The 21,857-nt window shown below is 58.4% G+C and carries 13 protein-coding genes and 1 pseudogene; 5 read left to right on the top strand and 9 right to left on the bottom strand.

Annotation, left to right across the window (positions count from 1 at the left end):
• Positions 1–127: 127 nt before the first annotated feature.
• Positions 128–1,423, bottom strand: a complete 1,296-nt coding sequence (locus P0119_09130; protein MDF0666222.1) for a nucleotide sugar dehydrogenase — start codon at positions 1,421–1,423, stop codon at positions 128–130.
• 241 nt (positions 1,424–1,664) lie between these two features.
• Here P0119_09130 and gltB point away from each other — a divergent pair, with 241 nt between their 5' ends.
• The 3 genes from gltB (at position 1,665) to P0119_09115 (ending at position 8,666) form a co-directional block, all read left to right on the top strand.
• Entirely contained in the window at positions 1,665–6,182 is a 4,518-nt protein-coding gene (gene gltB, locus P0119_09125) for a glutamate synthase large subunit (protein ID MDF0666221.1), read from the top strand.
• A gap of 108 nt (positions 6,183–6,290) precedes the next feature.
• Positions 6,291–7,724 (top strand): glutamate synthase subunit beta, encoded by a 1,434-nt coding sequence (locus P0119_09120; protein ID MDF0666220.1) that lies wholly within the window; start codon positions 6,291–6,293, stop codon positions 7,722–7,724.
• A 138-nt stretch (positions 7,725–7,862) separates the two neighbouring features.
• Positions 7,863–8,666 (top strand): methyltransferase domain-containing protein, encoded by an 804-nt coding sequence (locus tag P0119_09115; GenBank protein ID MDF0666219.1) that lies wholly within the window; start codon positions 7,863–7,865, stop codon positions 8,664–8,666.
• A gap of 54 nt (positions 8,667–8,720) precedes the next feature.
• On the opposite strand, the gene nagB is transcribed toward P0119_09115, so the two are convergent.
• The 4 genes from nagB to P0119_09095 all read right to left on the bottom strand — a co-directional run bounded on the left by nagB (position 8,721) and on the right by P0119_09095 (position 16,856).
• On the bottom strand, positions 8,721–9,506 hold the full coding sequence (gene nagB / locus P0119_09110) for a glucosamine-6-phosphate deaminase (protein MDF0666218.1): 786 nt from the start codon (positions 9,504–9,506) through the stop codon (positions 8,721–8,723).
• A gap of 5 nt (positions 9,507–9,511) precedes the next feature.
• Complete coding sequence (locus P0119_09105) at positions 9,512–10,564, bottom strand: glycosyltransferase family 4 protein (GenBank protein MDF0666217.1); 1,053 nt, start codon at positions 10,562–10,564, stop codon at positions 9,512–9,514.
• Positions 10,565–10,626: 62 nt separating this feature from the next.
• Positions 10,627–12,204 (bottom strand): hypothetical protein, encoded by a 1,578-nt coding sequence (locus P0119_09100; protein MDF0666216.1) that lies wholly within the window; start codon positions 12,202–12,204, stop codon positions 10,627–10,629.
• Positions 12,205–12,815: 611 nt separating this feature from the next.
• The gene (locus tag P0119_09095; protein MDF0666215.1) at positions 12,816–16,856 is read right to left on the bottom strand and encodes an IPT/TIG domain-containing protein; all 4,041 of its coding nucleotides are present in this window, start codon (positions 16,854–16,856) and stop codon (positions 12,816–12,818) included.
• A gap of 930 nt (positions 16,857–17,786) precedes the next feature.
• Between P0119_09095 and P0119_09090 the strand changes: the two genes are divergently transcribed.
• Together P0119_09090 and P0119_09085 are read left to right on the top strand one after the other, a co-directional pair.
• Positions 17,787–17,948, top strand: a complete 162-nt coding sequence (locus P0119_09090) for a hypothetical protein (GenBank protein ID MDF0666214.1) — start codon at positions 17,787–17,789, stop codon at positions 17,946–17,948.
• Positions 17,949–18,086: 138 nt separating this feature from the next.
• Complete coding sequence (locus P0119_09085) at positions 18,087–18,878, top strand: hypothetical protein (GenBank protein MDF0666213.1); 792 nt, start codon at positions 18,087–18,089, stop codon at positions 18,876–18,878.
• Between the two features lie 37 nt (positions 18,879–18,915).
• Here P0119_09085 and P0119_09080 read toward each other — a convergent pair.
• The 4 genes and pseudogenes from P0119_09080 to istA all read right to left on the bottom strand — a co-directional run bounded on the left by P0119_09080 (position 18,916) and on the right by istA (position 21,843).
• Positions 18,916–19,814, bottom strand: a pseudogene (locus P0119_09080) (IS3 family transposase).
• A gap of 64 nt (positions 19,815–19,878) precedes the next feature.
• Positions 19,879–20,661 (bottom strand): IS21-like element helper ATPase IstB, encoded by a 783-nt coding sequence (gene istB / locus P0119_09075; protein ID MDF0666212.1) that lies wholly within the window; start codon positions 20,659–20,661, stop codon positions 19,879–19,881.
• Between the two features lie 103 nt (positions 20,662–20,764).
• Complete coding sequence (locus P0119_09070; GenBank protein MDF0666211.1) at positions 20,765–21,214, bottom strand: hypothetical protein; 450 nt, start codon at positions 21,212–21,214, stop codon at positions 20,765–20,767.
• A complete protein-coding gene (istA, locus tag P0119_09065) occupies positions 21,211–21,843 on the bottom strand; it encodes an IS21 family transposase (protein ID MDF0666210.1) in 633 nt (210 codons plus the stop codon). Before istA ends, P0119_09070 begins: the two co-directional genes overlap by 4 nt.
• Positions 21,844–21,857: the final 14 nt, after the last annotated feature.

Raw genomic sequence — 21,857 nt, 5'->3', positions numbered from 1 at the left:
CAAGCTCAGCCACGTCTGTTTCAAAAGGAGGTGACGGTTAAGAGAATGCTCTCTTCAAGCCAGGATCGAGGAATATCCTTACTTGCCTGCAATCGAGATTGTCTACGATCTGAGATCCAGCATGTCGTTACAGCCGCCAGTATTTTATCGACGCAGGAATGTGACTTGGATCAAGGATGCTCTTAACATCGATGACGACGCCTTGCTTCTGATTGCGAAGAGGCTTCAGGAGATCGACGACGTTCATATCGGAAAACTTCTTGTGCGCAACGGCAATAATTACTCCATCAAGATTTGTCATCTCTTTCCATTCGATAAGATGAATGCCATACTCTGCCACGGCTTCGTCACTTTCTGCGATGGGATCATGTACGAGCACTTCGATTCCATATTCACGAAGCTCGGAGATGATGTCAGGCACTCTGCTGTTACGGAGATCCGGCACGTTTTCCTTAAACGTCAAACCGAGCACTCCTACTTTGAGTTCATTAGCAGGGCGCGACAAGTGGCTGAGCAGCTTCATGGCGTGTTCCGCCACAAACTTTCCCATGCCGTTGTTAATGCGTCGACCGGAAAGAATCACTTGTGGATGATAGCCCACTGATTCCGCCTTTGACGTCAAATAATAAGGGTCCACTCCGATACAATGGCCACCGACAAGGCCAGGAGAGAACTTGAGAAAATTCCATTTCGTTCCTGCGGCTTCAAGGACAGATTTAGTATCTATTCCTAGCCGATGAAAAATCAAAGCAAGCTCGTTCATCAGAGCAATATTAAGGTCGCGTTGAGTGTTTTCGATGACCTTCGCTGCCTCTGCTACCCTGATACTTGATGCACGATGAACACCCGCTTTCACAACTAACGCATATGTGTCCGCGATGATGTCCAGAGATTCAGGGTCCTGCGCCGACACGACCTTGGTAATCCTTTCGAGCGTATGTTCTTTATCCCCGGGATTTATTCGCTCCGGTGAGTAACCTAATTTAAAATCTACGCCCGCTTTCATTCCAGAAGAGCGTTCCAAGATCGGCAGACATACTTCTTCCGTCGCGCCTGGGTAAACAGTCGATTCATATACCACGATGGTACTCAAAGATAGGTGATGCCCGATCAGCTCTGAAGCTTTTTCTAAGGCGGTAAGATCAGGCTGTAACGCCTCATTGATGGGAGTCGGAACTGCGACAATAATGAAGTCGGCTGCCTTAAGGTCTGAGGGCTCCGATGAATACCTTATTTGAGCAGAAGCAAGATCATGTTGTGATACCTCTCCTGTCCGATCGATTCCCTTTCGTAACTCTTCAATTTTTCTCTTGTTGATGTCAAACCCCACGACAGGAGCAATCTTCCCAAATGCCACGGCAATTGGGAGGCCTACGTAACCCAATCCCACAACGGCGATTGAACGCGATGGTCGCTTATCCATACCACCCCCTGATGAGTAATGAACCAAATGACACTCAACAATGGCAGAAGACGCCTTGGTCGTCAAGGAAAGGCTAGGCCTTTCGTAACCTTGACAGAAGAATGACCCATCCAGTAAGGTCCCATCGTAACAATTGGGTGACGGTTACCCTGAGTGCTATGGGGGCAAACCCACTCAAGTTTCTCGCAGGTTCAATTTCCTATCCCATAGGGAACTTTCATCTTTTGAATGAGATAGGCACATGAACATTCCTGGGTTTCCCAGCCGCCAGGGACTCTACGATCCTCAGCACGAGAAGGACTCTTGTGGGATCGGCTTTGTCGTCAATATCAAGGGGAAGAAATCCCATGACATTGTCCGTAAAGGGCTTCAAGTCTTGGAGAATCTGACCCATCGTGGAGCGCAGGGCTGTGATCCTTGTACGGGAGACGGGGCCGGAATTCTTTTGCAGGTCCCGCACACGTTCCTGAAACGGGTCGCAGGGGATGCCGGCGTGTCATTGCCGGAAGTCGGCGAGTACGGGGTGGGGCAGTTGTTTCTGCCGCCCGATGCAGATTCCCGACGGCTGTGCGAGAAGTTGTTCGCTGAAGTCCTTGGGGAAGAGGGTCTGCGCCTGCTCGGCTGGCGTGATGTGCCGGTCAAAAGCGACATGATCGGCTCGGTAGCGCGAACGACGGAGCCGTTCATGCGCCAGATCTTTGTCGCGCGCGACGCGCTGAATGAGGCACAGTTCGAGCGAAGACTCTATGTGATCCGCAGGCGGGTTGAGAAGGCCGTGGCAGAGTCGGCGATTCAAGGACGAGAACATTTCTACGTATCCAGCTTGTCGGCCAACACCATTGTCTATAAAGGGTTGCTGTTGCCGCATCAAATGGCTGCCTACTACCAAGACCTCACCGACGAACGGATGGCAAGCGCACTGGCCTTGGTGCACTCACGCTTCAGTACGAATACCTTTCCGACTTGGCCGCGGGCCCATCCCTATCGGTATGTGTGCCACAACGGAGAGATCAATACCTTGAAGGGAAATGTCAATTGGATGAGGGCTCGCCAAGGCCGCCTTCATTCCGATCTGTTCGGGAAGGACATGGAGAAATTGTTCCCGATCGTCTCCGACAATCAAAGCGACTCGGCCTGTCTCGACAACGCCCTAGAGTTTCTTCTGCTCGGCGGCCGCTCGCTGCCGCATGCCATGATGATGTTGATTCCCGAACCGTGGGTGGCCAATGCCCAGATGGATTTGGATCGCCGGGGCTTCTACCAGTATCACGCGGCGATGATGGAGCCGTGGGACGGGCCGGCGGCGGTCTGTTTTACCGACGGCAAGATGATCGGCGCCACCCTGGATCGCAACGGTCTCCGCCCCTGTCGCTATCAGGTCATGGCGGACGGCACGGTCGTCTTGGCGTCGGAGGCCGGAGTCTTACCGGTTCCAGCGAACGAGATCCGCATGAAGGGCCGGCTCATGCCTGGACGCATGTTTTTGGTCGATACGGTGCAGGGCCGGATCATTGACGACGAAGAGATCAAGTCCGACATCGCCAAGCGGAAGCCCTATCGCAGTTGGGTGACGCAATACGGTGTCTCCCTCGATGAGCTGCCGGAGCCGTTGAATGTTCCGCAGCCGGATCACCCGACGATCAGGCAGCGGCAGCAAGCCTTCGGCTATACGGTCGAGGAGCTCAAGATGGTTATCACGCCCATGATCGTGAACGGCGAAGAGCCGGTGTCGTCGATGGGCACTGACACACCGTTGGCGGTGCTGTCCGATCGACCGCAGCTCTTGTTCAAGTACTTCAAGCAACTGTTCGCCCAGGTCACGAATCCGCCGATCGATCCGATTCGCGAACAGCTCGTGATGTCGCTCGTCACGAACATCGGTCCCAAGCCGAATTTGATGGATGAGTCGCCCGAATCTTGCCGCCGCATCAAGGTGCAACAGCCGATTCTGACGAACGCCGATCTCCAAAAGATCCGCGGCATCTCCGATCCGAATTTCAAGAGCAAGACGCTCCGCATGTTATTCCGCGTGACTGAAGGAGCGGACGGTCTCGGTGCGGCGGTCGATGAACTGTGCAAGGAGGCGTCACAGGCGATCAAGGAGGGGTACAAGTTCTTGATTCTCAGCGATCGCGGGGTCGATGAAGCGTGGGCGCCCCTTCCAAGCCTCCTGGGTATTTCAGCCGTGCACCATCATCTGGTGCGGGAATGCACGAGAACCGAAGTCGGGTTGATTCTGGAGACCGGGGAGCCGCGCGATGTCCATCAGTTCGCCTGTTTGATCGGCTACGGCGCCGGGACGATCAATCCATATCTGGTCTTCGAAACGCTCGTGGACATGGAGCGCGACGGCTATCTGCCGGAAGGGCTCGACGCGCAGACCGCGGAAGGCAAATTCATCAAGGCCATCAACAAGGGCTTGCTCAAGATCTTTTCGAAGATGGGTATCTCGACCGTGCAGTCCTACTGTGGAGCCCAGATATTCGAGGCCATCGGGTTGAATCATGAAGTCATCGAGCGCTACTTCACCGGCACGGCGTCGCGCGTCGAAGGAGTCGGGATTCGCGATATTGGTGAAGAAACGCTGCGCCGGCACCTCACGGCTTACGAACCGGCGGCGATCCGCCAACTGGATTTCGGCGGAGAGGTTCACTATCGCATTCAGAGCGAGCACCATAACTGGAATCCGGAAACAATCTATAAACTACAGCATGCCAGTCGCGCGAACGATGCGAAGACCTATGCCGAATTCGCTGGACTCGTCAACGACGAGAGTCAACGGCGGTCGAATCTGCGTGGCCTGCTCGATTTTAAGTTCGCGCCGCAGCCGATTCCCATCGAAGAAGTGGAGCCGGCGAAAGAAATCGTCAGGCGCTTCAACACGGGCGCGATGTCGTTCGGGTCGATCAGTAAAGAAGCGCATGAAACGCTCGCGATTGCCATGAACCGGCTCGGCGGCAAGAGCAACACGGGCGAAGGCGGTGAGGACCCAGAGCGGTTCACACCCTTACCGAACGGCGATTCGAAGAACAGCTACATCAAGCAGGTGGCCTCGGCTCGATTCGGAGTTACTGCTCATTATCTCGTCAACGCGCGGGAATTGCAGATCAAGATGGCGCAAGGAGCCAAGCCGGGCGAAGGCGGCCAGCTGCCGGGACATAAGGTGGACGAGAACATCGCGCGCTTCCGTTATGCCACCCCGGGCGTGCAACTGATTTCGCCGCCGCCGCATCACGACATCTATTCGATCGAGGACTTAGCCCAGCTCATCTTCGACTTGAAGAATTCCAATCCGGACGCCGGTGTCTCCGTGAAACTGGTGGCGGAGGTCGGCGTCGGCACGGTCGCAGCCGGTGTCGCCAAGGCCCATGCGGATAAGGTGCTCATCAGCGGCGATTCTGGCGGGACCGGCGCGTCTCCATTGGCATCGATCAAGTACGCCGGGATCCCTTGGGAGCTGGGCCTGGCAGAAACTCACCAAACGCTGGTTCTCAACGACCTGCGCGGCCGCATCCGAGTCGAGACCGATGGCCAGATGAAGACCGGCCGCGACGTCGTCATCGCCACCTTGTTGGGGGCCGAGGAATATGGGTTCGCGACAGCGCCGCTGGTCGTCGAAGGCTGCATCATGATGCGGAAGTGTCATCTGAATACCTGTCCCGTCGGCATTGCGACGCAAGATCCGGAATTACGCAAGAAGTTCGACGGCAAACCGGAACACATCGTGAACTATCTCTTCTTCGTGGCCGAAGAAGCACGGCAGGTGATGGCAAAACTAGGTTTCCGGACGATCAACGAGATGGTCGGCCGTGTCGACAAGCTCAAGATCACCAAAGCCGTCGACCACTGGAAAGCCAAGGGATTGAATCTCGCGCCGCTGCTGACGGCTCCTGATGTCCCGGCGGATGTACCGCGCTATTGTGTTCAGAAGCAGGACCATGGTCTCGCCGACATACTCGACAACAGGCTCGTCGAACTATGCAAGGCTGCGATCGAGAAGGGTGAGAAGGTCAGCCTCGATCTCCCGATCAAGAACATCAACCGCACGACTGGCACGGTGCTCTCGAGCAAAATTGTGAAGAAGTACGGCCCGGACGGGTTGCCGGAAGACACGATTTCGATTAGGTTCGCTGGCTCAGCCGGTCAGTCGTTCGGGGCGTTCCTTGCGAAAGGCATCACGCTGACATTGGAAGGTGAGTCCAACGACTATATCGGTAAGGGATTGTCCGGCGGCAAGATCATCGTCTTCCCGCCGAAGAACATTCTTTATAACCCAGAGGAGACAATTTTGATCGGCAATACGTCACTCTATGGAGCAACGCAAGGGGAGGCCTACTTCTACGGGATGGCGGGTGAGCGGTTTGCCGTACGGAACAGCGGAGCGCAGGCTGTCGTTGAAGGGACGGGTGATCACGGTTGTGAATACATGACCGGTGGAGTGGTCGTGGTGCTTGGCAAGACCGGCCGTAATTTCGCGGCCGGCATGTCTGGGGGAGTGGCATTCGTGCTGGACCAGGTGGGGACATTCCAGAGCCGTTGTAACACCGGGATGGTCGAGTTAGAAGCGGTCACGATGGCCGAAGATAAGCGGCTCCTGCATGATCTGATCACAAAGCACTTCATGTACACGGGCAGCCGTAAGGCCAAGCAAGTGCTCGATGCATTCGAGGCCACCTTGCCGAAGTTTGTGAAGGTGATGCCGGTGGATTACAAACGAGTCTTGGAAGAACGGAAGCGTAAGGCGAGCGCGGTGCACTAGCTCGCGAATGCTCGCGATGAGGACCGAGTGCTGAGGACTGAGGGCGGAGAGAAGGGGAGCGCGTTTCTTTTCAGTCCTCAGTCCTGAATCCTCAGTCCTGGAGAGAAGATGGGAGATCCAAAAGGTTTCATGAAATATGCCCGTGAGGGCCCGAAGCGCAAGCCAATCGAGCTGCGTGTGCTGGATTGGAAGGAGATGTACGAGCCGATCTCCGAGGACAAATTGAAGATCCAGGGCGCGCGCTGCATGGATTGCGGGGTGCCGTTTTGCCAAGGCAACACCGGTTGCCCGGTCGTGAATCTGATTCCCGAATGGAACGATCTTGTCTATCGCGGTCGTTGGAAAGATGCGCTGAAAGCTCTGCATACGACGAACAATTTCCCCGAGTTCACCGGCAGGCTCTGTCCGGCGCCCTGTGAGGGCGCTTGTGTGCTGGGTATCAATGAAGATCCGGTTTCCATCCGCATCATCGAATGGAACATAGTCGACCGTGGCTTCAATGAAGGCTTCGTGACGCCGATTCTACCGGTCGTGAAAACCGGCAAGACCGTGGCGATCGTCGGTTCCGGTCCGGCGGGTTTGGCTGCTGCGCAACAACTGGCTCGGGTCGGTCATGAGGTGACGGTCTTCGAAAAATCCGATCGGATCGGGGGCCTACTTCGCTACGGCATTCCCGATTTCAAAATGGAAAAATGGGTCATCGACAGGCGGTTGGAACAGATGAAGGCCGAGGGGGTGAAGTTTCAAGCCAGTGTTGCGATCGGCAAAGATATGACCGGTGATCAGCTGCGTCAACAGTTTGATGCGGTAGGCCTCACAATGGGTGCCGAGCAGGCTCGTGAGTTGCCGATCCCGGGGCGTGAGCTGAAGGGTGTGCATCCTGCGATGGAGTATCTCACCCAGCAAAATAAGCGCACGGCCGGCATCCCGTTCAACGACGAGCCGATTACGGCAAAGGGTAAACGGGTGGTTATCATCGGCGGAGGCGATACGGGATCCGACTGTCTCGGCACCGCGCACCGTCAAGGCTGTCTCGAAGCGCATCAATTTGAATTGCTACCGGAACCCCCGCCGCAGCGGGCAGAGTCGACCCCCTGGCCGCTCTGGCCGATGCAGCTGCGCACCTCGCACGCTCATGAAGAAGGCTGTGATAGGCAGTGGAGCGTCTCCACCTCGAGGTTCACCGGCCACAATGGTCATGTCACAAGACTCCATGCAAATCGAGTCACGTTTGAAAGTGGAAAGTTTCAGCCGATGCCGGAAACCGAGTTCGAGATGAATGTCGACCTGGTGCTGTTGGCCATGGGGTTCACCGGTCCGGTCAAGAACGGCCTGCTTGACGATCTGGGTGTGAAGTATGACGCGCGAGGGGCGGTATCAGTGGACGAGAACTTCATGACCAACCTCGACGGCGTTTTTGCGGGTGGCGATACCAAACGAGGCGCGTCGCTCATCGTCTGGGCCATCGCCGAGGGCCGCAAAATGGCGGCAGGGATCGACAGGTATCTGCAAGCCGGCAAATCAGCGAAATCAGGCCGCTGAAAGCGCCCTCCAATCACGTTCTTGGATCACCCAAACCCTTAACGTACGAAAACCGTGTGTTTCGACGAAGCCGTCGAGTACGTAATTTATACGGAAGCAGAGGGCACATGATCGGACAGCTTGGGATGTAATCTCCACATGAGCGAGCTCTCGTTACAGGCTCAGATCGAAGCTGCGAATTCGTACGAAGCGCTGTTCGTGCCGGCGCTCTTCGGGCAGTGGGCACCAAAGAGCGCGGATGCCGTGCACATCAAGCCTGGTCAACGAGTACTCGACGTCGCATGCGGCACCGGAATTCTTGCGCGTGAAGCCGCCTCGCGGGTCGGATCAACCGGGTATGTCGTGGGGATTGACTCGAACCCTGGAATGGTCGCGGTAGCTCGACAGCTTGCACCAGCGATCGAGTGGCAAGAGGGGATCGCCGAGTCACTACCGTTCCCTGATCGGTCTTTCGATGCTGTTGTGAACCAGTTCGGCCTCATGTTCTTTAGGGATCGCCGCCAGGCCCTTCGCGAGATGCTTCGCGTGCTGGTGCCGGGAGGACGGTTGGCTGTGGCGATCTGGGACTCGCTCGACAACATACCAGCCTATGCCGCTGAGGTCGCGCTACTGGAACAAATAGCCGGCCGGCAAGCGGCGGATGCCCTGCGAGCACCATTCGTGCTCGGCAATCGGAAAGATCTCGTCAAGTTGTTTTCGGAAGCCGGGGTGGCCTCAGCCCAAATTACCACTCATCAAGGGACTGCGCTCTTCCCCAGCATTCGGACCATGGTCGAGGCCGACCTGAGGGGCTGGCTGCCGGTTATGGGAGTACTGCTGAGCGAGGACCAGATTCACCGTATATTAGAGACAGCTGAGCAGACTCTCAGTTCCTACGCGACGGCGGATGGACGAGTGGCGTTCCCATTGTCGGCCCATCTCGTGACCGCGAGGAAACCTTAGCGCTCGGGGAAAAGGTGGCCAGATTGAAAGACCGTCCTGAGCAGCCTGCGTAAATCAAGGTTCCAAGAACCATTGATTGCTTTTCATCATGTGAGACGATTGCTGCCGATAGTATTCCTGATTCTTGAGGGAACCCGCAGCTTCGCGGTCAAGCACGAGGACGACGTTGGGATGCAACTGAATGGATGAGGCAGGCGTGAACGCACTCAACGGTCCTTCCACGGCTTTGGCGACGACTGCGGCCTTGCGTGTTCCAAAGGCCAACAGCAAGAGTGTTTGCGCCTCACGAATGGTGCCGAGACCCATGGTCACAGCCCATTCCGGGACCGGCTCGCTATCGAAGACCCGAGCAAGATAGTGTTTGGTCGACGCGCTCAGGAGACTGCGCCTTGTTCGGGAATTGAGACTGGAACCTGGTTCATTGAATCCTAGGTGGCCGTTCTGCCCTATTCCTAGGATCTGCAGATCGATGCCGCCTTGGTTTCGGATGAGCCGTTCATACGAAACACAGTAGGAGTCGATGTCCTCGGCCTGTCCGTGCAAAAGATGGAGATGCGCCGGATCGATATTGACGTGGTTGAGAAGATGCTGATGAAAGAAGCTGTGATAGCTGTGCGGGTTGTTGCTCGGTAACCCGATGAACTCGTCGAGGCTGAAAAGCCGAACGTGAGCAAAATCGAGAGGCGTCGTGCGATGCAGATCCACCAGCTTCCGGTACAATCCGAGCGGCGTGGTACCAGCAGCGAGTCCAAGCCGCAATGCCGGAGTTTGCTTGATCGCCTGAGCAACGAGGCTTCCTGCTATCCTGCCGCCTTCCTCCGATGTTTCTGTGATGAGCACCAGCATCATTCATCAGAAGAGAAGGATGCGTTTACCGATGCTTCGCGGATCATTTGTTCATACAGTTGGACGTATTCTTTCACCATGCGTTCGGCCGTGAACCGCTCTTCGAAGGTCTTGCGGCATCGGTGGCGATCGATCTCGTCGACGCGGCGGGCGGCTTGCACCATCTCTTGCTCATCTCGACAGAGAAATCCAGTCGTCTCATGGTCGATCAGTTCCGGATACGACCCGTGTCGATAGGTCACCACTGGAGTGCCGCAGGCCAACGCTTCGATCAACACCAAGCCGAACGACTCCGGCCGATGAGGGCACAGCACCGCGCTGGCATTCCCGAGAAATTCGCCCTTTTCACGATCGCTGATCTCTCCGATAAACTGGATGAGGGGATGTGTCAGGTGATGGGCGATCTCGGCCTCAAAATAGTCACGATCGACTGGGTCCACCTTGGCGGCCATCCGCAACGGGATGCCCAATTGTTGAGCGACCCGGATCGCCACCTCCGGTGATTTCTCCGGCGACATCCTGCCCGTGAACGCAAGGTACTTCTGAGGTTTTGAGTGAAATCGATAGAGATCGACCGGGATCCCGTGGTACACGTTCGCTTTCCAGTTGTTGTAAGCAAAAAGCGTCCGTTGCGCATACGAAACGGAGATCAGCGGAATCTCCCAGAATTCGCGATAGACCTTGGCCAGTTCCGGTGCTCCCAGGTGTCCATGGACCGTGGTAATGACAGGGACCTCGGACCGGCGGGCCAGAGGAAATCCCACGAAGTCCAGATGAGAATGGATAATGTCGAACTGATGAGACAGGTTCCACACCTGTTCCAGCATCTGCGTCATGATAGCGTCTCTATTGATGAACAGCGTATGGGTGAGCGCGCGGTCGCACATGGGGAGGAGCTTCGCGCTCGTGGTCGAATCACCGCTGGCAAATAGGGTGACGTCATGACCAAGCCGGACCAGCTCTTCCACGAGGTGGAAGACCACTCGTTCCGTTCCGCCATACTTTTCAGGAGGCACACTCACGCTTAGGTGGACCAGTTGAGCGATCTTCATGCCGGGTCTCTCCAGACAGGGCCGTTACTGACGGTCCGGACCATACCGCCCTCGACGTGTACTTACCGTGAGTGGGACGATGCTCCTTGTCGAAACCGAGTAAGGAGATTTTTTGTGATCTGTTGAACACTCGCATTACGGCTCGATTGTCGCAGCTCCGGCACGTTGAAATCGTCAAGTCCCCAACTCCATTGGATGGTCCCAACCGCGAACACCGTCGCCCCGTTATGAAGGGTGTAGATTGTCATATTGGCCAGGTGAGGTTGACCCTCGAAGGTGTATGGGGATTCGGCGAGAATCGTGGTGCCTGGTGGAGCACTTCCGAAGATTCGGTCGGCCTCATAGCCCAAGAGTCGCGGCAAACGGTCGCCCGACCGAAGATCCGTACCGATCATGGTCCAGTGGTCAGGTTTGGTGATGACAATGTCGGCATCAACGGGATTGCCGTCATACATCACGCCGATCAAGGACTCCTCAGGCCGGTTGACCGGTTCATCCCGCCAACGCACCGTTGTGAGATGTCGTTCCCCCAACTCCTTCCTGGCATAGGGATCGTGCACCTGTGCATCGTCTTTGTATGAGACGATTGTGCGATCCTGCTCACCTGTGATCGCACTGGGCTCCAGTCGGATCTGCCAATAGCACACATTCCCAGAAAAAAACGCGAGATGCACGCCACGGTCGCGTCCACCTTCAACATGAATGCGCATCTGCCATGTCCAGTATTCATCATGCCCGACGGAGAACCAGCCTTTATGGCGGTCTAGGATCCGGGCGTTCGTGTGGGTGTCAACACTTGTGCTATAGGTGACGTCATAGCCTTCCTTTTCCAACCATCGTACCATATTGTATTCCCAGCCCGAGGGCGAGGACGCATCCGTTGGAGGCACGGCGTTATTGGTCAGAAAGTCGCCGGCGCCATTACCGTAGGCGGCAACAGGATTGCTGCTGATAGCATAGGGTCGGTTGAAAGACACTTTGTAAGCTCGCCGCCTCCCTGTGCTGTTGAAGTCGTAAAGCGATTTGCCGCCCCAATTATTATAGGCCTGATAGGTGGTGACGCTCGATTGGAAGAGAAAGTCAGAGGGGCGCGTCTCATCCCGCACGACAAAAATGATGTAGGCTTGTGCGCCGCTGCCCTCCGCCGTCAGTTTTGCAAGATAAATGCCGCTGACCCATGTTTCCCGATCGGACTCGTTGCCGACCACAAGGAGGTACGGGTTCTGCCATGCACATTCAACCAGTCCAGTCCGAGCATCCATCGACGGCATCCGTTGCGAGACGCCCGGGAGAGTCACAGGTCCATGCACGAGCCTCCCACCGGTGCCTCCATACCACCCCATTCGATAGATCTCGAGCCTGTAAGAGTGGTCCTGCGTGTGGACGTAGAACTTGATCGGGTGGCCCCGGTTGACACTGGTGAGTGAGGCATAGCCCTCGATCTCGCGGTGCAAGGCTGGATTGGTCAGGCGCCACTCTGCGGTGCCCGGCCGAGCATTTTCTCGCTGGACCGGATTGGTTTCCGCCCGTGCCTTTGCCTGGATGAGAGCGTTAGGCAAGATAATCATCAATAGAAGACCGACCAGTCGTAAGCAGGGATGATCAACGATACCTCGCGCCGATGGGTCGTATCGGACCATTCCTCCCGCTCCATTCTATGAGCATTCCTATTGAAGCACATTCTGTAGTCGTGGCGAAAGCATCACGGTGAGCCTAGTGGCTCCTACCTTCGTCTCATCATGATAGTTTCGAATACTGTCTCATCTTCACGAGCATCGGCAGGACCTGCTTACGGAGTTGGAAAAGCTTCCAGGATTCATGAGTCGCCACGGTCAGTCGTGTTCAGACCTGACGGTTTGTGATTATCGGGGGCCTCTGCCCCTGTTTTCTCCACAATCGCTCCTGGCCATGATCTACGCGTGCTGTGGGTTCTTGTTACGGGCATGAGGTTTTCATTGGCGGGATCACCCCATCGGCGTACTTCCCGGACAAAGGACGTGTCGCTCCTGGCGGCTTCGTGCCCTGTGGACGTCGTTCTTGACCACGATGCTGACGGGTTGTGCCGAAAGAGTCTTGTCGTCGCTTTTGAGGCAAGGCGGACAACCCAAACCGGAGGCGATGTGAATGTTCCGGCGTCGCGTGATCGCAGCCCGGCAGACGAGAAAAACGTGGTGGACCGGGCCCACGGCGATGCCGTGACAGCATCAACCGAAAGTGTTCCGGCCCGCCATGCATCAATCCTTATGGCACTCTATTCGAACGGTACAGGTTGAGCCTGTACATCAACGGCGTTCCAGTCCGTCACCGTGACGGCGAGGTCGTTGGCCGGTGGGACTGCGATCGCCGCGAGCGCCTTGTTGGTGGGCTGGCCTCCCTTCGTCACCGCCAGTGCCGTCACAGTCAGATTGCGCGCGAGGCCGCGATTCCCGACGCGCACCACATTCATCTCCGGGGACAGCGTAATATCGACATCGTTGCTCGGGCCTCCGCCGACTCCAGCGATGGAGAGCGCGCGGGCCTGCCCGTTGACGATCCGGGCGACGGACAATGAAAAGTTCTTATCCACGGCAGGCGTGAATCGTATCTGCGTGGCATCGGCGCTGATTCCAACCACATCACGATGGCCCGGCTGAGTTCCGACGTTTTGCAGCAGGATCGATGCGCCATCGGGCGTAATGGAATGATAGTCATAGGTGCCGGCTCCCATGCCGACGATCGTGCGTGTGAGCGGCGTGCTCGCTGGGAGCAGGTACATCCCTTTGGTCAAATAGCCGGGATGGCTGCCTGGTATTTCAGACAGCAACTTGCCGTCGAAGTTGCCGGCGCGTCGGCCGGCGGCATCCACGGCCTGGAGGTCAGCCGGAGAAAGCAGAAAGTCGATGATGAACGATGTCAGCCCGAACGGTCCGCTGAACGGCAGGTCATGATCCGCCAGCATGTAATCTCCATGCCGCATCATGCCGAGCGTGATACCGTCCTGACTGCTGAACTGCGCGGTGGAGCTGTTCGAAAAGAACTCGAAGTGGATTTTCCCGCCCTGCCGGCGGAATCGCAGCTTGCAGTTCGGCGAGGTGGCATTGTTGCAATCCCAGACAAACAGCTCCACCCCATCCGGATCCGTGTTCGTCGACGTGCCGTCGGAAGTCAGTTGAGGCGCTGGCCGTCCCACCGGGTAGACGAACCGGTAGGGCATGACGCAATGCGAGGACGAGAGCTTGTCGAAATAGCCCGAGTCCCAGACTTCCCCCGATGGGATGAAAAAGAGCAGGGGCATGTTTTGCCGATCCGTGCCGCGCAAGAACGTGGCTTCAATCTCGCGATAGGATTCTTCCACGCGGTCGATGCCCTCGCGGCCCTGATCGTGAAACGTCAACAGGCTTTCGCGGCTCAAGAGTTTGCCGTGCTGGCCGGTCAGCATCTTGTGCACGTCCGCCTTCTGCACGGTCGGGGTGTCGGTCTTGCCGAGCCAAAAGCGATCGGCCACCAGGCTGGCCAGTGAAGTACAGAAGCCCGTCGCGAGGCCCCCGTTTCCCTTTCCTTTCAGGAAGTACGTGTAGAATCCGAAGTAGGCCGCGGTCAGCACGGGATGCCCGAAGATGGGATCGAGCAATTCGTGCCAGACCTCGGCGGCGCCGAACGTGTCTTCATACGTTCCCCAGTCCGGCACTCCATCCGTGAAATTGTCGAAGCTTAAATTGTGCTGCCCGTACTTGAACGGGATCTCGAGGATCCGCGGCTGCGACGCGGTCCGGCTGTTGCTGACACGGCCGTCCGGATTACGGACTTGAATGGTGACGGTTCCACCTGCGCTGCCGCCGCCGCCCGTGCCCGGCACCACGAACGAGAGCGCTGTGATGCTGGTCACCGTGGCGGGAATGGTTCCACCGTTGAACAGCACGGTAGCCCCGGTCGTGAAAGCCCTGCCGGTCAGGTTGACGGTGCTGCCCTGCGCCAGGGGATCGGTCAGCACATCGAGCAATGGTTTGATCCCAAGATTCAACCGATTGCTTTCCGTTCCGTCGGCCCGACGCACGAAGATCTGTTGTTCGCCGCCGGTGATTGTGAGAGGAATCGCGATGGAGATCGACTCATCGGCGTTGACCGTTGGAGCGAGCGCTGATGCGCCGAGCATCACCCGATCGTTCGTCGTGAAACGGCTGCCACGGATCGTAAGGGTGTCGCCGGGAAATACGTCAGTCGGGCTCAATTGGGTGATCCAGGGCCGCGTCATCAGATCGTCCCATGCCGCCTGGCTGAATTCGAAGAAGGTCACCTGCGCATCACTGCCGTCGCTGAACCCGGCAGGGCCTTGCGCGCCTGGCTGGCCTTGCGCGCCGGGATGGCCGTTCTTGGCGTCATGACAAGTCTCCCCGTTCCCGCTCTGACCGCCGCTCCCACCAGACCCGCCGGCGCCGCCAGACCCGCCGGGACCCTTGCGCCCGCCCTGGTTCTTGATCTTGAACGATTTGTTCACCACCGTATTCGCGAGGGTGCCGGTCAAGACGCCGATTGAAATGGTGCCTGCATTCCCGCCGTTTCCCCCTCGGCCGCCGTCGCCGCCGCGCGCCCCGTTTCCGCCGTCACCTCCGTCGCCGCCTTCTGATGTGCAATGCCAGCCAAAGAGCCAAACGCGTTTTCCTGTATGGCCACCGCCGCCGCGACCACCGCGACCGCCGCGCTGGCCGCGCCCCCCCTGAATGCCGTCCTCGCCGTTAAAGTCGAGATTCGGCAGGCCGGTCATGTTCTTGACCCACATTTCAATGTTGGGTGCGTGGCGCCCCGCTGCGCCTGCTGTCCCGGATTGGCCCGGCATGCCGTCCCCGCCGTCCAGCCCGTCTCGCGAATCGTGTTTGGTTTGCACGCCGGGGAAATCCCGGCCGTTCAAATCCGGATTGTCGGCACGCGCCGGCGTAGAGCCGCCGGGTCGGCGCCAGGTGATCGCTGCATTGTTGCCGCAGATGACGTTCTCAGCAATGATATAGAGGGTCGAGACGTTCGGTTCCACGACCAATCGCTGCTCAGTCAGATCGAGCGTGCCCGCGATGACCACGGCGCTGTCGATCGGAATCGTCCGCAACTCCATGACTTGAGCGATGGCTATGGCGGTGGTCGGCCAATCCGAGGGCTTCTTGGTCTTGAGCTTGTCCAGCAATCCCGGCGTGATTGCCGTTAGTTTGTTGTTGGTGAAATTCAGGAGAGTCGTGGTATTGACCGTCGTGCCCGTGATGCGGATCGGCAAGCCAAGCCGGGAAGCGCGTGAAGTCACTGGGTCGCTTGGAGCGGAGAGGTCTCTTGTCTCCACATCCTCGGGGCCCGGGGTTTCGCGCAGGTGGATCGTTGGCTGCACCGGGAGCTTGCTCAAGAAGGCCGTGCTGTTTTGGTTCGTGAGGTGAGTAGCGAGCACTTCACGGCGCGTGGTGAGATCGCCCGATCGAAATTGTTTTGCAATATCGCTCCACTTGACTTTCACGGTTGGTTGCTTTTTGGGAGCGACGAGAACTTGGCCGCATGCGAGCGGCGTGGCTTGCCGGACCGGCAAGGTATCGAGATCGCTGAGCGCCTTTACCCCGGCCGCGTGCATGATGTCTTTGACGTGTTGCAGCCGTGCGTGGCTTTCATCCGGAAGCAGACGCACGGCGATCTTTTTGATCACGCCTGCTTGTTTGACTAAAGTTTCCAGACGTTGCCCTTCCTGCTGTTTCGACGTGAAAAACTGCTGTGTCACGACCCCCTGGCGAATGCTCAGGTCGGTGACGGTTCCGGCAAAGGGGAACGTCCGGCCGTCCATTCCCATGCCCACGCGAAAGCCCGACGTCCCCACGTTCGTGATGACACCGGGCGCCGTTCCGCCTCCCACCGTGCGGGCATCGATTTGCAATTCGGTCTTGCCGGCGCCATCGCGGGTGAACGTGACCCGCTGCGGCACACCCGCCTTGATGAGAGTGGCGCCGCTGTCCAGTGCCACCCATCCGGCCGCCGTGTGCACTGACCCCATCAACTTGCCGTTCGCCTCGATGAACATTGCCACGGAAGGAGTTTGCGCTTCGACAATGTTTTGACGCGCTCCACCCACGCTTTTTGCGGTGATGACCGCATCGATGGTGAAGGATTGCAGGCCGTCCAGGTCCTTGTGCCGCGCCATGTCGACGAAGCCTCGATCAATGGACACGCCTCCGTCGCCGTTGAGCACCTTCGCGTTCACGCGCTTTACGACGGCAATCCCGTTCACGGAGCCGTCAAAGAGGTCCTGTCCCTCACCGCTCAAGCGAAACAATGTCATCGCTGCACTCATAGTCGCCCTCCTCAGTTAGAATCATGTCGTCGAAAGCTATACGCGACTTCTTGCCAAGCGGCAGAGGATGCGGCGGATTGACTGACATGGTCGAAAGAAACAACCGACGGCCTCGCCGGTCGTGTACGTGCTCCTACCTAGCAAACCAGGTGCCGTACGGAGAAATGATGAGAATGCGTAAATTCCGCCAACTTAAGAGAGCTGGATGCGATGTGACACGCGCGGAGCGTATCGAAAGAGATACGCCAGTGTATCGGATCAGATACCGAAGGGAGGATTATGAGGCTTTTCGCTTCGATACTACTTCCTCGCCCACCGCGTTTTGCCAGGCCTGCTGCAGGAACGACAGGTCTTGCGCATCTGAGCAGCGCCCACTTTCAGGAGTCTCAGCCGAATCATTGCGTCGCCCACCCCATCGCTCCCAGGCGCGGTCAAACAAACCGATAGTCCGGCTCTGAAGAAGAAAATGTTTCGCGAGAGCAACGAAAACCCGTGGCCTGACCGAGAAGGAAAACTAGGGAACGTCTGAGTAGTTCGTCGTTGCGCTGATCAATGTGTTTTTGGATTGCTCAACCATGGCTATCTGTCTTGGACTGCGATGGGCCGGAAGCGTCGTTGTCAGGGCTTGTCCGCCTTCAGGCTGCCCACGCTCGCGTTCGCACCTCCCTGCTAGGACCCTGCCGATAGCCGTCGTGCCGCCACGACTGATTCCCCAACACGTAGCTGATATGCAGCCAGGGTGCTCTTCGCTAGGCCGCAATAGCGGACTGTGGACCATCCAAAGATCCGTTTGGTCCCAAGAATACCTGCTCGACTTCGGCTCGGACTTTGGCCTTTACGCGGTTCCGGGCTCGTTCGGTCTCACTCAGGGGCCGATGCCGCTGGGCTTTGGTCGAGACGAAGCTTTACGCATAAGGAGCGTGTTGACGGATGCGACTGTTGCAGACAATGGAAGCGCAGTATGCGCGCGATACCCACCGGGGGTCGACCAGCTCGCTCGGGCCTGGGATAGACCGGTCCAATGGCGGTGGTCAGTTCCGCCCACGGCACGGCGCGGTTCATCTCATCGAGAAATCGCTGCCGACCAGGTGAGCTTGCCATACCGTTCAAACGGACATCGGCAAACGTCGATTGATCCTAGAAACGGCAGTTGAAGCAGCGGCCTGCTCCGGGATAGCCTTGCTGGAGGCGGATTAGCGGCATCTTTCTTCGCACAAAGAGAGTCACCGAATGGGTGAAGCAACACGCAAGGCATTGGCAGGACAGAACGGGGCGATCGCGCTCGATACGTTTGGAGGGCGCATCCATGTCGAGTGGGATCCAGCTGCAGCCGTGACCCCACTGGGCCAGTTGCCGTTCTTCATCGAGTTTCTCAAGGTCAGTGGCCTGTTCGAGGCGTGGGTAGCGGACTGCCCGCTCACCTGCCACAGCAACCACGCGTCGGATAAACGCGCGGTGCTGGCCACCACGCGGCTCGCGTTAGCGGTGGATGTGCTGCCGGGCAATGAGACGGCCCCGCTGCATAGCATGCCGGGGATCTGGGCCTGGCTGGATGCCTTGCCGAAGGAGGCGCACCCCGCTGTGCTCCGAGGGGACGTGGCCTTTGGCAACGAATCGGTGCTCCGCGAGGCCGAGGCTCGACCAGCCCTATCTCACCAAGCTGCGATTGACGAAGAACGTGAAGGCCCTCATCAAGACGTGGTTCCGCTCCACCGCATGGGAAGAGGCGGGACAGGGTTGGGAAGGGGTCGAGGACAGGCTGAGGCTGTCAGGCTGGAGCCGTGCACGACGCGTGGTGGTGTTGCGCCGGGCACTCACCGGCGAGATGCTGATGACTGGAACGGACGACGATCAGGAGTGGTTCGACTTCATAGAGAGCGAGGGGCCGACCAAGCGGTACGAGTACGCCGTGCTGGTCACCTCAACCCCGTACGAGATCCTTGCCCTCGCCCAGCTCTCTCGCGATCGGGCCGATGCCGAACACACCTTCGACGAGCTGAAGAATCAGTGGGGCTGGGGTGACCCCGGTTGTCAAGAGTGGACGCCATGAGTCGCAGCCTCACGCCGCCGACTGCTGACGGGCCCACTGCTGGGCAAATGCCGCGGGCGAGCAATTCCCGAGTCGAGAATGTCGCCGCTGCCGGTTAGAGAATAGCTCGATATACTCCGTGATCTCGCGCCGAGCCTGCTCACGGGTTTCGTAGCGACGATGATGCACCAGTTCATTCTTCAGCGTCCCCAGAAACTCTCCATCGGGGCGTTGTCATAGCAGTTCCCCTTCCGACTCATGGACGGGATCAGGCCGAACTGCCGCAGCTGATCCTGATAGTCCTGGGCACAATACTGCGAGCCACGATCGGAGTGGTGGATCAGTCCCGGGCGCGGACGTTTCGCCCCCAGTGCCATGACCAGCGCCTGCCTTACCAAGTCCGTCGTCATGCGGCCCTCCATCGCATGCCCGACTACCTCACAGGTATACAGATCTTTGATCCCCGCCACATACAACCACCCTTCTGCCGTGGGGATATATGTGATATCGGTGACCCAGGTCTCGTTCGGGCGCGTGGCGACAAACGTTTGGGCCAAGACATTCTCCGCCACCGGCAGCGCGTGCTTCGAATCCGTCGTGGTCGTGAACCGGCGCACCTGCTTGCAACGGAGGCTCAGTTTCTTGCGTAGCCGCTTGATGCGCCCAATCCCGGCGGGGAAGCCGTCCGCACGCAATTCCGCCTGGAGGCGCTCCGGGCCATACGTGTGCCGGGTGCGCACATGGGCAGCTTGGATCGCCACTTCTAGCCGCACATTCTCCTGGGCGCGTTTCGACGGCCGCCGATGCTGCCAGGCATAGTAGCCGCTTCGGGATACCTCCAGCACTCGACACAACAGACTCAGCGGGTAGTGGAGACGCAGCGTCCTCATGAGCGCGTACCGGGCAGCTGCGCCTTCGCAACGTACGCGGTGGCTTTTTGTCAAGGGTCATCCAAATTGCCCCAGTTATGGTCATCGAAAATTCCCCACCCCGTTAGGTTGTCGTTGACGCTTCTTCGACCCGCACAAGTCCGGCTTTGAGTTTCTCCTTCAGCCGGTAGGAATGGCCCCGGATGTTGATGGTGATCGCGTGGTGGAGCACCCGATCCAGGATCGCAGTCGCCAGCACCCGGTCGCCAAACACCTCGCCCCAAGCCCCGAAACTCTGGTTACTGGTCAAAATCATCGGCCCCTTCTCATAGCGGCGTGAGATGAGCTGAAAGAACAAGTTGGCCCCGGTGCGGTCAATGGGCAGATAGCCGATCTCATCAATGATCAGCAACCGGGGAATGGTATAGAGCTTCAGCTTGTCCTCCAGCCGATTCTCCGTGAGCGCCCGAGTCAGCGTAGCGATCATGGCGGCGGCTGTCGTGAACAACACCCGATAGCCCTGGGCAATGGCTTGCAGCCCTAGCCCGATGGCCAGGTGGCTTTTGCCCACACCGGGCGGCCCCAAGATCACGACATTCTCGCCGTGCTCGATGAAGTGGCAGGTCGCCACCTGCTGAATCTGCTTCTTATCCAACGAAGGCTGGTAGCTGAAGTCGAAGACCTCCAGACTCTTGACGAATGGAAATCGCGCCAAACTCGTCCGCATCGCAATGTTCTTCGCGGTCTTGGACGCGACTTCTTCGCCGAGCACCTGGTCGAGGAAGTCGGCATAGGGCAGCTCCTTGACGGCCGCTTCTTGTAAGAGGGCCTCCAGCCGCTCCCGACTCTTCAAGAGCCGTAGGCGCGTGAGTTGGTCACGGAGCCGTTCCAGTTGCGCCGCGTTCATGGCCGCCCCTCCTGCGACGCCGTGCGCTCACACACCGCCTCGTACCAGGCCAGATCCCGCACTTCGACCTCCGGCAAGGCATCGGGGCGAGGGGACCGATCGCTCACCGTGGACCGACGGTGGCGGGCGAGACGCGCACTGGCTCCAGGGCCGTGCTCGGGCTGGATTCGGAATTGGTGCTGGCCCGGGAGCACCGGGTGCGTCGCGATCTCTTGGTCACGGTGAAAGATGTGGACCGTGTCCCCCGTCGTTGCACTTCAACCCGCTGACCAATGAGCCGGAAGGGCACGGAGTAGCGGTTCGTCGCCAGGCTGACCAAATAGTCCTCGGCCACGATCCGTGAGACGCGCGCCTCCTGCTGGAAGGCGCGCTGGTCCGCCAGCGGGACCAGGTGGTTGCGTTCTCGCGCAAACCGGACGAGTGGCTCCTCATGCGTCGTGCCATGGATGCGGCGGTCGGCAATTGTCGCGGTCCATTCGTCAAGTTGGGTTTGAAAGTCCACCAGATCGACAAACGTTCGTCCCGGCAGAAAGTTCCGTTTCAGATATTTCACGCCGGATTCGACCTTACCTTGGTCTGGGCCCGATAGGGCCGACACACGCGCGGCTCAAAGCCCCAATAGTCGGCGAAGGCTTTGAAGGTGGGATTCCAGAGCCGCCGCCCCGTCTCATCCGCATAACAGACGGTTCGCGGTCGGTCATACAGATGCTCTCGCGTGTGGCCACCGAAATGCGCAAAAGCCCGTTCATGGGCCTCGAGAAACTGCGCCAGCCGCTCATCGGCACAGGCGTAATAGAACCCACGTCGGCTGAACCCCAACGTCAACACGAACACGTGCACCACCGTCGGGCCGGCGCGGAAGGGCACGGTGGCTTGGCCCCAATCAATCTGACTCTGCTGGCCCGGCGGTGTCTCAAAGCGGAGGAGGGCCCGCTCCGCCTGCAGCTGACCCTCACGCAGCGGCGCCACCCCTCGCTTCACCGTCTCATAACTGCCGATGTACTCGTGGCTCGCTCGCAGTTCCTGATAGAGAATCCGCGCCGAATAATTAACCTGCGACGCACGGGTCCGCACAAAGTCGGCATGGGCGGTCAGCAGCGTCTCCGTCATCGCCGCTCGGCGATAGGGTTGCCACGTCGTCTGCTGCAGACTGCGCCGCACGGTCTTCCGATCCAGGTCCAACCGCCGCGCAATCC

The sequence above is a fragment of the Nitrospira sp. genome, from assembly GCA_029194665.1.
Lineage (GTDB): Bacteria > Nitrospirota > Nitrospiria > Nitrospirales > Nitrospiraceae > Nitrospira_D.
This window is presented reverse-complemented; position numbering and strand designations above follow the sequence as displayed.